General features: G+C 67.6%; 9 protein-coding genes. 8 read left to right on the top strand and 1 reads right to left on the bottom strand.

Annotation, left to right across the window (positions count from 1 at the left end; all coding sequences use genetic code 11):
- The first annotated feature begins 41 nt into the window (after window positions 1-41).
- The 3 genes from recG to FBZ88_RS04180 all read left to right on the top strand — a co-directional run bounded on the left by recG (window position 42) and on the right by FBZ88_RS04180 (window position 3,522).
- A complete protein-coding gene (gene recG / locus FBZ88_RS04190) occupies window positions 42-2,123 on the top strand; it encodes an ATP-dependent DNA helicase RecG (protein WP_145615558.1) in 2,082 nt (693 codons plus the stop codon).
- Window positions 2,124-2,219: 96 nt separating this feature from the next.
- The gene (locus FBZ88_RS04185) at window positions 2,220-2,948 is read left to right on the top strand and encodes a class I SAM-dependent methyltransferase (RefSeq protein WP_145615557.1); all 729 of its coding nucleotides are present in this window, start codon (window positions 2,220-2,222) and stop codon (window positions 2,946-2,948) included.
- 220 nt (window positions 2,949-3,168) lie between these two features.
- Window positions 3,169-3,522: a hypothetical protein gene (locus tag FBZ88_RS04180; protein ID WP_145615556.1), complete on the top strand. Its 354-nt coding sequence runs from the start codon at window positions 3,169-3,171 to the stop codon at window positions 3,520-3,522.
- Here the strand turns inward: FBZ88_RS04180 and FBZ88_RS04175 are convergent.
- Complete coding sequence (locus FBZ88_RS04175; RefSeq protein WP_145615555.1) at window positions 3,485-3,895, bottom strand: hypothetical protein; 411 nt, start codon at window positions 3,893-3,895, stop codon at window positions 3,485-3,487. The two genes, FBZ88_RS04180 and FBZ88_RS04175, sit on opposite strands and share 38 nt — an antisense overlap.
- A gap of 246 nt (window positions 3,896-4,141) precedes the next feature.
- Between FBZ88_RS04175 and FBZ88_RS04170 the strand changes: the two genes are divergently transcribed.
- The 5 genes from FBZ88_RS04170 (at window position 4,142) to FBZ88_RS04150 (ending at window position 13,290) form a co-directional block, all read left to right on the top strand.
- Window positions 4,142-5,245: a type III polyketide synthase gene (locus FBZ88_RS04170; protein ID WP_246138482.1), complete on the top strand. Its 1,104-nt coding sequence runs from the start codon at window positions 4,142-4,144 to the stop codon at window positions 5,243-5,245.
- 3 nt (window positions 5,246-5,248) lie between these two features.
- Window positions 5,249-5,776, top strand: coding sequence for an isoprenylcysteine carboxyl methyltransferase family protein (locus FBZ88_RS04165; protein WP_145615554.1), 528 nt, complete (start codon window positions 5,249-5,251; stop codon window positions 5,774-5,776).
- Window positions 5,777-5,954: 178 nt separating this feature from the next.
- Window positions 5,955-6,647, top strand: a complete 693-nt coding sequence (locus FBZ88_RS04160) for a Crp/Fnr family transcriptional regulator (protein WP_326485930.1) — start codon at window positions 5,955-5,957, stop codon at window positions 6,645-6,647.
- 101 nt (window positions 6,648-6,748) lie between these two features.
- Window positions 6,749-6,979 carry a hypothetical protein gene (locus FBZ88_RS04155; RefSeq protein ID WP_145615553.1) on the top strand — a complete coding sequence of 77 codons (231 nt, stop codon included), beginning with the start codon at window positions 6,749-6,751 and terminating at the stop codon, window positions 6,977-6,979.
- 197 nt (window positions 6,980-7,176) lie between these two features.
- Window positions 7,177-13,290 carry a beta strand repeat-containing protein gene (locus tag FBZ88_RS04150; RefSeq protein ID WP_145615552.1) on the top strand — a complete coding sequence of 2,038 codons (6,114 nt, stop codon included), beginning with the start codon at window positions 7,177-7,179 and terminating at the stop codon, window positions 13,288-13,290.
- The last annotated feature ends 28 nt before the right edge of the window (window positions 13,291-13,318 follow it).

Raw genomic sequence — 13,318 nt, 5'->3', positions numbered from 1 at the left:
TAGGCATATGCCCACGGTTTTGCGTCCTGGAGCCTGCCCCGTTGCGTCCGCCCGTCCTCTATCCCCTGTTCGCGCCCATCACCAGCCTGCCGGGCCTGGGGCCCCGCCTGGGCAAGCTGGCGGAGCGGCTGACCGGCCCGCATGTGGCGGACATCCTGTGGCACCTGCCCACCGGCATCCTGGACCGCGCCAACGCCCCCAGCATTGCCGAGGCGCCGGAGGGCCGCATCGTCACCCTGACGGTGCGGGTGGACGGCCACATGCCGCCGGTGCAGCGCCACCGCCCCTACCGCGTGCGCTGTACCGACCATACCGGGGAGATGGAGCTGGTGTTCTTCCATGTGAAGGGCGACTGGCTGGAGAAGAAGCTGCCCCAGGGGACCATGGTGGTGGTCAGCGGCAAGGTGGAGCGTTTCAACGGCCTGCTGCAGATGCCCCACCCCGACCATTTCGCCCCGGTGGAGGAAGGCGCTCCGCCGCAGGAGGTGGAGGCGGTCTATCCCCTGACCGGCGGCCTGAACCCCAAGCCGCTGCGCACCGCCATCCAGGCCGCCCTGGCCCGCGCGCCGGATCTGGAGGAATGGCAGGATCCGGCGTGGCTGGAGCGCCAAGGCTGGCCCGCCTGGAAGGCGGCGCTGGCCGGCGCGCACGACCCCAAGGGGGAAAAGGACGTCAACCCGCTGAGCCCCCTGCGCCAGCGCCTGGCCTATGACGAGCTGCTGGCCAACCAGCTGGCCCTGGCCCTGGTGCGCTGGCACCAGCGGCGGCTGGCCGGCCGCGCCACGGTGGGCAACGGCACCCTGCGCGCCCGCATCCAGGCGGCATTGCCCTACCAGCTGACCGGCGCGCAGGCGCAGGCGCTGGTGGAGATCGACGCCGACATGGCGCAGCCGGAGCGCATGCTGCGTCTGCTGCAGGGCGACGTGGGCAGCGGCAAGACCATCGTGGCGCTGATGGCCATGGCGACGGCGGTGGAGGCCGGCGCCCAGGCCGCCCTGATGGCGCCCACCGAAATCCTGGCACGCCAGCACGCCGAAAGCCTGGCCGACTTGACCGACGCCGCCGGCATCCGCCTGGCCCTGCTGACCGGCCGCGACAAGGGCAAGGCGCGCCAGCAGGTGCTGGATCGCCTGGCGTCGGGGGAGATCGACATCCTGATCGGCACCCACGCCCTGTTCCAGGAGGACGTGGCCTTCCACGACCTGGCGCTAGCCATCATCGATGAACAGCACAAGTTCGGCGTGCACCAGCGCCTGGCCCTGGCGGCCAAGGGGCGCGGCGTCGATACCCTGGTCATGACCGCCACCCCCATCCCCCGCACGCTGACCCTCACCGCCTATGGCGACATGGACGTCAGCCGCCTGATGGAAAAGCCGCCGGGGCGCAAGCCGGTGGTGACCCGCGCCGCCGCGGCCGACCGCATCGAGGAAGTGGTGGAGCGCGTGGCCGCCGCCATCAAGACCGGCCAGCGGGTCTATTGGGTCTGCCCCCTGGTGGACGAGTCGGAAACGGTGGACCTCGCCAACGCCACCCTGCGCCACGCCACCCTGATGGAACGGCTGGGCGATTGCGTCGGCTTGGTGCACGGCAAGATGAAGGGGGCGGAGAAGGACGCCGTCATGGCCCGCTTCGCCGCGGGCGAGCTGTCCGTGCTGGTGGCCACCACCGTCATCGAGGTGGGGGTGAACGTGCCGGAGGCCACCATCATGGTGGTGGAGCATGCCGAGCGCTTCGGCCTGGCCCAGCTGCACCAGCTGCGCGGCCGGGTGGGGCGCGGTGAGCGCGCCTCCGCCTGCCTGCTGCTGTACACCGCGCCCTTGGGCGAAACCGCCCGCGCCCGCCTGGATGTCATGACGTCAACGGAGGATGGCTTCATCATCGCGGAGAAGGACCTGGAACTGCGCGGTGCGGGCGAGGTGCTGGGCACCCGCCAGTCCGGCCTGCCGGAGTTCCGCATGGCCGACATCACCGTGCATGCCGACCTGCTGGCCACCGCCCGCGACGACGCCAGCCTGATGGTGGCCCGCGACCCCGACCTGGAAACCCCGCGCGGCCAGGCCCTGCGCGTCCTGCTCTACCTGTTCCAGCGGGATGAGGCGGTCAAGACGCTGCGGTCCGGTTGAGGACATACTTGGATGAACGGCGCCGCAAGGCGCTTGATTGGGAAAGCCAGGAAACCATCCGATTGATTTCAATTTATAATTTGATCTGGAGTGGTCATGTATCACCACAATCACGCCGGCGTTGATTTCCGGGTATTCATACAAAAAATGGTCAAGTCAAAAATGGCCAGAACCTATATGGAAATCGGCGTCCGCGACGGCTCCACCCTCGCGATGATCGATTGCTCCGCTATTGGCGTCGATCCTTGTTTCCAGTTCAGCTCAAGCCCCATCGGCACGAAGCCGTCCCTTTTCCTCTATCAAAAGACAAGCGACCAATTTTTCAGGGACCATGATGTGAGAGCGATATCAGGTGATACGCTTGATGTTGTGTTCCTTGATGGCCTACATCAATTTGAATATTTACTGAGAGATTTTATAAATAGCGAAAGAAACTGCAATAGACACAGCCTCATCATGCTGGATGACTGCCTACCCGTGAACGCGGAAATGACCGAAAGGCAGCACAATCCATTACAGCGTAAGAATCAGGATTATGCCGGATGGTGGACCGGCGACGCCTGGAAAATGATCCCGATATTGAAGAAATATAGAAAAGACCTGCACATCACCCTCGTCGACACGACACCGACAGGCATCGTCTGCATTACCAATCTCAATCCATCCTCAACTATTCTGGAGGATAATTATTATGAAATACTCAAAGAATTTGGCGATGCAGTCATGACAGATGAAAATATTGAGAAATTTTACCAAGAAAACGAGATTGCTTCTTCGCAGGCGATAATGGCCGGCTTTAACGCGTCGCTCACGGTGGGTCCATAAGGAAAGCGACAGCTATCGAATAGGCGGCCAAGGTTCCAGCCCATAAAATCGTCGTCACTCCACCGATGAGCGGCGGATACCGGCATCGTTGTAGCAATGTTTGCACCCGGGGCGACGCCTGCAACCGCCAACTTGTGCCGCCGGGCTATTTCCTCCGCACAGTTGCGGCGCGGGATCAGCGCCGTATGTCCCATGGAGTTCCCCCTTCAGGAGATACGCCATGGTCGCCACGCCCACTTCCGCAGCCGCCACCCCAACGGGCCCCGCAACCGATAAGGTCAGCCTGCGGACCCTGACGGTCATCAGGCACGTCTTGTTGGGCTTAGGCTTCGGCTTGATACCGATGGTGATTTTCGTCATGCGACACGACCTGCCAACCAGCCGGGGCGCCCTTGTCGGCTCCGTTCTGGGGGGCGCATTGGGCGGCATGGCGAGCATGGGATTGATCGGGGCTTATCGTGCCCGCTCCATCCCGCCCGAGCAGCCCAGCGCCATCGGCCGGCTGAGGCTTACCCTCGGCCTGGCGCCTCTGGCCCTCATCTTCGTGGGCCTGGCGGCCCTGATGGTGATTTGAAGATCATCGCCAGCAAGCCCAGCCAATAGCCCAGCCCCAGCATGAAAGCCTTGGCCCACCCCTGCACGGGGGTGGCCGACACGATGCCATAGGGGCTGAGCCGCTGGACCGATCGTCCCTCGCCCCGCAGATACTCCATGGCCTGGCGGACCAGGGGATGGAATAGGTCGAGCGCGCCCACCGGATGCCGGGTGCCATCCGCGCCCTCCCATGCCTGTACCGTCGCAGCCGTGTCGTCGTCATAGCCCCGCACGATCAGGACACGCGGTCCCCCGTCGGAAAAGCGCCACAGGGTGTAGGCATAATAATAATCATAGTAGCCGTCCGGTCCGATGTCGGAACAGTCGACATGGTGTGAGGCTTCCACGTTCACCAGCGGGCGTCCTTCGCAGGGATGGCCCGCATCGATATAGCGCGGCCGGCCATTCCGGCACGTCCTGACGAAGCGGCGCCCGGCTTTATTCCAACCGTTGCCGGACGACCCACCCCGCCAAAGTGACGGATGTTGGGGAGGCTCCTTCCCCTTAGCATGATGGTGTCCGGGCATGCCCGGCAACGCCACATGAACCATCGCCGGTCGGTGGCCGTATGACAGGCAGACACAAGGGGAAGGACACACATGACCATGGCCAGCGCCGCACCTACATCCAATACCCCGCTGTCCGCCCCGCCGGCGCCCGCCCGTCTGCTGTCCATCGCCACCGCCCTGCCGCCCTATCGCCTGACGCAGGAGCAGGCGCTGGCCGGCGCCCGCCAGGTCTTCGCCCACCGGCTGCGCGATTTCGACCGGCTGGCCCCCGTCTTCACCCATGCCGGCATCGAGGGCCGCGCCTCCTGCGTGCCGCTGGAATGGTATCTGGAACCGCACGGCTGGGCGGAGCGCAATGCCCTGTACCTGGAGCACGCGGTCGACGTGCTGGCCCGCGCCGCCACCCAGGCGCTGGACCAGGCCGGCCTCAAGCCCACCGACGTGGACGCCATCGTCGCCGTCTCCTCCACCGGTATCGCCACGCCCAGCCTGGACGCGCTGATTATGCAGCGTCTGGGCATGAGGCCGGATGTGGAGCGCATGCCCCTGTTCGGCCTGGGCTGCGCCGGCGGCGTGCTGGGCCTGGCGCGGGCGGCCACCTGGGCCACCGCCCGGCCCGGTGCCAACGTCCTGCTGCTGGTGGTGGAGCTGTGCGCCCTCAGCTTCCGCCGGGGCGACCTGTCCAAGGCCAACGTCATCGCCACCGCCCTGTTCGGCGATGGCGGGGCAGCGGCCATCCTGCGGGCCGGGCCCCGGGAGCCGGACGACGCCCCCGCCTTCCTGGCATCGGCCGAGCATCGCTGGCCCGACAGCCTGGGCATCATGGGCTGGCAGGTGGAGGACGACGGCATGGGCGTCATCTTCGCCCAGAGCATTCCCACCCTGGTGCGGGAGAAACTGCCCGAGGTGGTGGCCGGCTTCCTGGATCGCCAGCGCATGACGCTGTCCGACCTGGCTGGAACCATCTGCCATCCCGGCGGCACCAAGGTGCTGGACGCGCTGGAGGAGGTTCTTGCCCCGGCCACCGATGGGCTGGCCGAGGCCCGCGACGTGCTGCGCCAACATGGCAACATGTCGGCCGCGACCGTGCTGTTCGTGCTGGAACGCCGCGTGGGCCAGGGCGCGCGGGGCCTGCACCTGCTGTCCGCCCTGGGGCCCGGCTTCATCGCCGCCCTGGGCCTGATGCGGTTCTAAGCCATGGACGGACTTGCTTTCGGCCCCCCGCAAATCGTCGTCCTCTTGCTGGCCGTGCAGCGCCTGGCGGAGCTGCGCGTAGCCAACCGCAACACCCGCCGCCTGCTGGACCAGGGCGGGCGCGAGGTCGGGCGGGGGCATTACCCGCTGTTCATCGTGCTGCACAGCGCCTGGCTGGCGGCGCTGTTCTTCCTGGTTCCGGCGAACGCGCCCGTCGTCTGGCCTCTGGTGGCGCTGCTGGTCCTGCTGCAGGTCGGGCGTTATTGGGTCATCCGCACCCTGGGGCCCTACTGGACGACGCGCATCATCACCCTGCCCCAGGCACCGCTGATCCAGGGCGGGCCCTTCCGCTGGGTCCGCCATCCCAACTACTGCGTGGTGGTGGCGGAGATCGCGGCCGTGCCCCTGGCCTTCGGCGCCTGGCGGCTGGCCCTGGCCTTCTCCATCGCCAACGCCCTGCTGCTGGCCTACCGCATCCGGGTGGAGGAAGCGGCGCTGGCGCCGCGCCGCGACGTGGTCCCGCAGGCCTGAACGGCGGCGCATTGGGTAAGGGAGACGCCACCAAAAGGCGTGGGGCCGTTTACGGCGGGCGCGCGGGTCGTTATTGTCCGGCCAGCCCTTGTGTAAGGCCCCCGTATCTGTGCGGGAGCCGGGCGCGGATGCCGGACCGGCAGCCACGCCGCAAACGCCCCTATCCGGAGCCCACCCCGTGATCGAAGCCGCGTCCCTCGACAGCATCGAACTGCTGGCCCCCCTGACGGCCGACCAGCGCGCCAGCCTGGCCAAGCAATGCAGCTGGCGCCATTTCCATCCGCAGGAACAGGTGATCGACCGCGCGTCGGACAGCCGTGACGTCTGCTTCATCGTCGAGGGCCGGGTGCGGGTAGTGAACTACTCCCTCTCCGGCCGCGAGGTCACCTTCGACGATGTGGAAGCCGGCGGCTACCTGGGCGAACTGTCCGCCATCGACGGCGAGGCGCGATCGGCCAGCATCGTGGCGCTAAGCGAGGTCATGGTCGCCTTCATGTCGCCGCGCCTGTTCCAGCAGGTGGTGACCCAAAACCCCACCATCGCCTGGGGCGTCATGACCCGCCTGGCCAGCATCGTTCGTTCCGCCACCGGACGTATCATGGATTTGTCGACCCTGGGCGCCAACAACCGCGTGCATGCCGAGCTGCTGCGCCTGGCCAAGCCCACCCTGAAGGACGACAACACCGCCGCCATCTCCCCCATCCCGATTCACAGCGACATCGCCGCCCGGGTCAGCACCACCCGCGAAACGGTCGCCCGGGTGCTGGGCGACCTGTCGCGCGACAAGCTGGTCATCCGCCAGGACAACTCCCTTCTCGTCCGCGACTTCGCCCGATTGGAGGAGATGGTGGAGGAAGTGCGCGGCGACTGAGCCTTTGGGGTTAACCATGAGGTCAGTTTTTTGAAGTGTGACACGCTTGCCACGGTTTTTTAACTTTTCATCAATCAGCGTCGGAGCTATATAGGAGGGGCTTGACCGTGACGGATTTGACACTCTCAAGCCTTCAACCTCCTTATGAGGCTCCCTTCATCTTCGCCGGCTGTCTTCGAGACAGCCGGCGTTTTTTTGATCCGCCGGCGGCCGCGGCCGCCGCCCATCCCATCCCTTTGCGGCTCTTGCGCGGCACTAAGCCGCCCCGTGCATTCGTGGATGCGAAGCACTACAAAAACGGATACATTCATCCCTTGAATGCAATCGTGTGATTGGCATCGCGTCGCCCGGTCATGGCGACCCCAAAGGGGCGCCGGGGTGATCCGTGTCTCAGTACCTTTCCCGCGCAGCCAGTAGGGGGCGGGGGAAAAGGCGGACGTTATCGCCACCGGTCCGTGGCGACACCCAGAAGGGGTGTGGGTTTACGCCGAATACGAGGCATCTCAAAGAGGTGCGGTCGGAGGTGGGTATGGTTTCGAAGATCGGTCTTCTGACGCCGGCGCAGTTCGCCGCCATCACGACCACGAATATCCAGCGGCTGACGACACAGGACGTCCAGGCGCTGACGACCGCCCAAATCAAGGCGATGACGACGCAGCAGGCGGCGGCCTTCCAGGTCAGCCAAATGGTGTTCAGCGCTACTCAGCTGCAGGCGTTCAGCGAAGCCGACATCACGGCGTTGGGTACGGACGATTTCAAGGCCCTGAAATCCACCCAGGTCGCCGGCCTCACCTCCAACCAGATACAGGCGCTGACCACCGATCAGCTGTCCGCCCTCACCACCGCCGACATCCAGGAATTCGGCAAGGCGCAGATCGGCGCCCTGACCACCGACCAGTTGGCGGCCCTGTCCACCGCCGACATCCGCGCCCTGACCGTCACGCAGCTGAGCGGCTTGACAACGGCCCAGCTGGCGGGCCTGGGCTCCGACAACCTGTCAGCCCTGAACAGCACGCAGACGGCCAGCCTGACCGCCGCCCAGGTCAAGGCCCTGACAACCGACCAGCTGGCGTCGCTGACCACCGCCGACATCCGGGAATTCAGCGCCACCCAGATCGCGTCCCTGAGCACCGGCCAGACCGCCGGCCTGACGACGGACGCCGTTGCCGCCCTGACCACCGCACAGGTGGCGGGCCTGACCACGGCGCAGATCCGCTCGCTCACCTCGGACCAGCTGTCGGCCCTGTCCACGGCCGACGCCAAGGCCCTGTCGGTGACGCAGCTGTCGGCGCTGGGCACCAGCCAGGTTCCCTTCCTGACCAGCAACGTGCTGTCGACGCTCAGTTCCATCCAGGTGGCCGCCTTCTCCACCGCCCAGGTCAAGGCGCTGACCACCGATCAGCTGAACAGCCTGACTACGGCCGACATCCGCGAATTCACCAGCCTGCAGGTGGCGGCCCTCACCACCGCGCAGATCTCGGCCCTCAGCACCGGGAATTTAGCCGCCCTGACCACCATCCAGACGGCGGCGTTGAGCACCGCCCAGGTGGCGGCCCTGGGCACCGACCAGGTCGCGGGGCTGACGACGGCGCAGGTGGCGAACCTCTCGGCCAACCAGGTCAAGGCGCTGTCGACCGACCAGCTGGACGCGCTGGGCACGGCCACGGTGCGGACGCTGTCCAGTATCCAGCTGACCGCCCTGACCACGGCACAGATCGCCGGCCTCAGCACCGGCAACCTGTCAGCCCTGAGCAGCGCCCAGGTGCAGAAGCTGTCGACCGCCCAGGTCCGCGCCCTGACCACCGACCAACTGAACGGCCTGACCACTGCCGACGTGCGGGAATTCGCCGCCACCCAGGTGACGGCGCTCAGCACGGCGCAAATATCCTCCCTGGACACCGACAACCTGTCCGCGCTGACCACCGCGCAGCTGACGGGCCTGACCTCGACCCAGCTGTCGGCGCTAAGCACCGATCAGGTGGCGGCCCTGACCACCGCCCAACTGGCCAGCCTGACGGCCGTGCAGCTGAAGGGCCTGGGTTCGGACCAGTTCAGCGCCCTGGGCACGGCATCGGTGCAGAAGCTGACGCCGGCCCAGGTGGCGGCGCTGACCACGGCGCAGATCGCCGGTTTGTCCACCGACAATCTGTCGGCGCTGAACAGCGCGCAGGTGGCCGTGCTGGGCAGCCTGCAAATCCGCGCCCTCACCACCGACCAGCTGAACGCGCTGAGTTCCGCCGACATCCGCGAATTCACCGCGACGCAGGTGAGCCAGCTGTCCACCACCCAGGTGGCGGGCCTGGGCAGCGACGCGCTGACGGCGCTCAGCACCACCCAGGTCGCCAACCTGACTACGGCCCAGCTGCGCACCCTCACGTCGGACCAGCTGTCCGCCCTGTCCACGGCGGACCTGCGCGCCCTCACCTCCCTCCAGATTCCCGGCCTGACCACGGGGCAGATCGCCACGCTGGGCACCGACGCCCTGTCCGCGCTCAACAGCGCGCAGGTGCAGAAGCTGACCAACGCGCAGGTGCAGTCGCTGACGACCGACCAGCTGAACGCGCTGGGAGCCGCGGACCTTAAGGAATTCGCGCCGAGCCAGATCGCGGCCCTGACCACCACCCAAGTGGCCGGCCTGCGGACCGACACCCTGGCGGCGCTGAGCACCGCCCAGGTCGCGGCCCTCACCACCGCCCAGGTGCGGGCGCTGACCACGGACCAGCTGGGCACGCTGTCCACCGCCGACGCCCGCGCCCTGACGGCCACCCAGCTGGCGGCCGTGTCCACCGCGCAACTGTCCGCCCTGGGCAGCGACGCCCTGTCGGCGCTCAGCGCCACCCAGGTGACGGGCCTGACCGGCGCCCAGGTCAAGGCCCTGACCACCGACCAGCTCAACAGCCTGACCTCCGCCGATATCCGTGAGTTTTCAGCCGCCCAGGTGGCGAGCCTGACGACGGACCAAGTGTCCGGCCTGGGCACCGCCAACCTGTCGGCGCTCAGCAGCACCCAGGTGCCCAGCCTGACCAGCGCCCAGGTCCAGGCGTTAACCACCACCCAGCTGAACGCGCTGACCTCCGCCGATGTGCGGGAGTTCAGCGCCACCCAGGTGGGGGCCCTGACCACCGCGCAGCTGTCCGCGCTGGGCACCAGCCAGCTGACGGCACTGACCTCCCTGCAGCTGGCCGGCCTCACCACCGCCCAGGTGGGGGCTCTGACCACCGACCAGGTGGCGGCCCTGACCACGGCGCAGCTGGTCACCCTGTCGGCCACTCAGGTTAAGGCGCTGACGACCGATCAGCTGTCGGCACTGCCCACCGCCAACCTGCAGAAGCTGACGGCCACCCAGGTCTCGGCCCTGACCACCAGTCAGGTGGCGGGCCTGGCCACCGGCAGCCTGACGGCCCTGACCACGACCCAGGTGGTCAGCCTGACGGCGGCCCAGGTGGGCGCCTTGACCACCGACCAGCTGAACACCCTGTCAACGGCGGAAGCGCGGGCCCTGACGTCCCTGCAGCTGACCAGCCTCAGCACCACCCAGGTGGCGGCGCTGGGCACCGCCTTCCTGACGGCCTTGAGCAGCACCCAGGTGGCCAGCCTGTCGGCCACCCAGGTCAAGGCCCTGACCACCGACCAACTGGGCACCCTGCCCACGGCCGACGCCCGCGCCCTGACCGCCACCCAGGTCACCGCCCTGACCACCAGCCAGGTGGCCGCCCTGAACAGCGATGCGCTGTCCGCGCTGACCGCCAGCCAGGTGGCCGGGCTGGGCAGCGCCCAAATCCGCGCGCTGACCACCGACCAGTTGAACAGCCTGACCACGGCCGATATCCGTGAACTGTCCGGCGCCCAGGTCGGCTTCCTGTCGACGGCGCAGATCGCCGCCCTGGGCACCGCCAACCTGGCGGCCCTCGGCAGTGCCCAGGTTCCCAGCCTGAACAGCGCCCAGATCCAGGCCCTGACCAGCACCCAGCTGAACAGCCTGAACAGCGCCGACATCCGTGAACTCAGCGCCACGCAGGTGGGCCAGTTGACCACGGCGCAACTGTCCGCCCTGGGCACGGACCAGCTGACCGCGCTGTCGTCCACCCAGATCGGCGGCCTGACCACGGCCCAGCTGAGCAACCTGACCACCGACCAGGTGGCCACCTTGACCACGGCGCAGGTCACCAGCCTGACCGCCACCCAGGTCAAGGCCCTGAGCACCGACCAGTTGGACGCCCTTGGCACCGACACGGTGCGGACACTGACGGGCACGCAGGTGGCGGCCCTGACCACGGCGCAACTGGCGGGCCTTAGCACCACCAACCTGTCGGTGCTGACCACTGCCCAGGTGGTCAGCCTGACGGCCACACAGGTCGCCAGCCTGACCACCGACCAGCTGAACACCCTGTCCACCGACGACGCCCGCGCCCTGACGGCGACCCAGCTGCAGGCCCTGACCACCACCCAGGTGTCGCAGCTCAGCACCAATTTCCTGGCGACACTCAGCACCACGCAGATCAGCAATCTGTCGGCCACACAGATCAAGGTACTGACGTCCGACCAGCTGAACACCCTGCCCACGGCCGACGCCCGCGCCCTGACCGCCACCCAGGTCCAGGCCCTGACCACGGCCCAGGTATCCTCCCTGGGCACCGACGCCCTGTCGGCGCTCAGCGCCACACAGGTGGGAACCCTGAACAGCGCCCAGGTGCAGGCCCTGACAACCGGCCAGCTGAACAGCCTGACCACCGCCGACGTGCGTGAGTTCACGGCGGCCCAGGTGGGCCAGCTGACCACGGCGCAGCTGTCCGTCCTGGGCACCGACCAGTTGACCGCCCTGTCCACCAGCCAGGTGCCCAGCCTGACCACGGCCCAGGTCAGCGCCCTGACCACCGGCCAGGTGGGGGTGTTGACGACCGCGCAGGTCACCAGCCTGTCGGCCGCCCAGGTCAAGGTGCTGTCCACCGACCAGATCAACGCGCTCGGCACCGATACGGTCCGGACGCTGACAGGCACCCAGGTCGCCGCCCTGACCACGGACCAGATCAGCGGCCTCGGCATCTCCTTCCTATCCACCCTGACCACCAGCCAGGTGGCCAACCTGACCACGCTGCAGCTGCATGCGCTGGGCACCGACCAGTTGAACGCCCTACCCACGGGGGACATACGGGCCCTGACGGCGACGCAACTGAGCAGCCTGGGCACCGATCAGGTGAGCGGCCTTGGTACCGACTTCCTGCAGGCCCTGAGCAGCACCCAGGTGTCCAACCTGACCGCCGCCCAGGTCAAGGTGCTGTCGACCGACCAGCTGGACGCGCTGTCCACAACCGATGCCCGTGCCCTGACCGCCACCCAGCTGGCCGCCCTGTCCACCGACCAGATCGCCGGCTTCAGCACCGACAACCTGTCGGCCTTGAGCGCCACGCAGGTAAACAGCCTGACCAGCGCCCAGCTGCAGTCGCTGGGCACCGGTCAGCTGAACGCCCTGACCACATCGGACGTCACCGAGTTCACGGCGGCCCAGGTCGCCCTGCTGACCACCAGCCAGTTGGCGGCCCTGGACACCGCCCACGTCGCCGCCCTGACCACCACCCAGACCGCGGCGCTGACCACGGCGCAGGTCGGCGCCCTGACCACCGCCCAAGTCGGCGGCCTGACGACCGCCCAGGTCGCCGGCCTGTCGGCCACCCAGGTCAAGACGCTCAGCACCGACCAGTTGAACGCCCTGACGACCGGCGACGCTCGCGCGCTGTCCGCCACACAACTGGCCGCCCTGACGACGACCCAGCTCTCCGGCCTCAGCACCACGGTGCTGTCGGCGCTGAGCAACACGCAGCTGAGCAGCCTGTCGGCCACCCAGATCCAGACGCTCAGCACCGACCAGTTGAACGCGCTGAGCACGTCGCAGATCAGGGGCCTGTCGCCCACCCTCATCGCCGCGCTGACCACGGCGCAGATATCGGGGCTGGATACCGACAATCTCTCGGCGTTGAGCGGCCCGCAGGCCACCGTGCTGACCACGGCGCAGATCCAGGCGCTGACCACCAGCCAGCTGACCGCCCTATCCACCGCCGATATCCGCGAATTGTCCGCCAGCCAACTGGGCGCGCTAACCACTGGTCAAATATCCGCCCTGACCACGGACGACGTGTCGACCCTGACGGCGGCACAGGTGGCCGCCTTGGGCACGGCGCAGGTCGGGGCCCTCACCACCGCCCAGGCGGCGGCGCTGACCACCACCCAGGTCTCCGGCCTGTCGCTGGCCCAGGTGAAGGCGCTAGGTACGGCGCAGCTGGACGCCCTGGCCACCGACCGCATCGTGAACCTGACGCCGGCGCAGGTGACGGCCTTGACCACGGCGCAGTTGGCGGGCCTTAGCTCCACCAACCTGTCGGCGCTGAGCGGCACCCAGGTCGCCCTGCTGAACAGCACCCAGATCGACGCCCTGACCATGGCGCAGATCAGCGCCCTGACCACGGACGACATCCGGGAGTTCACGGTCAGCCAGGTGCCGATGTTCACCACCGACCAAATCCCGGGATTCAGCACCGACCAGATCGTGGCGATGTCGTCGGACCAGGCCAACGCCTTCAGCGGCGACCAGCTGGGCGTGTTCACCTCGGACCAGACCAACGCGTGGCAGACGGCCCGCACGTCCTGAGCCTGAGGACCGAAAGGGGGCGAAGGGC

This window comes from Nitrospirillum bahiense, assembly GCF_007828025.1.
Lineage (GTDB): Bacteria > Pseudomonadota > Alphaproteobacteria > Azospirillales > Azospirillaceae > Nitrospirillum > Nitrospirillum amazonense.
Note: the sequence above shows the minus strand (reverse complement) of the source record. Positions and strands in the feature narration are given on the sequence as shown.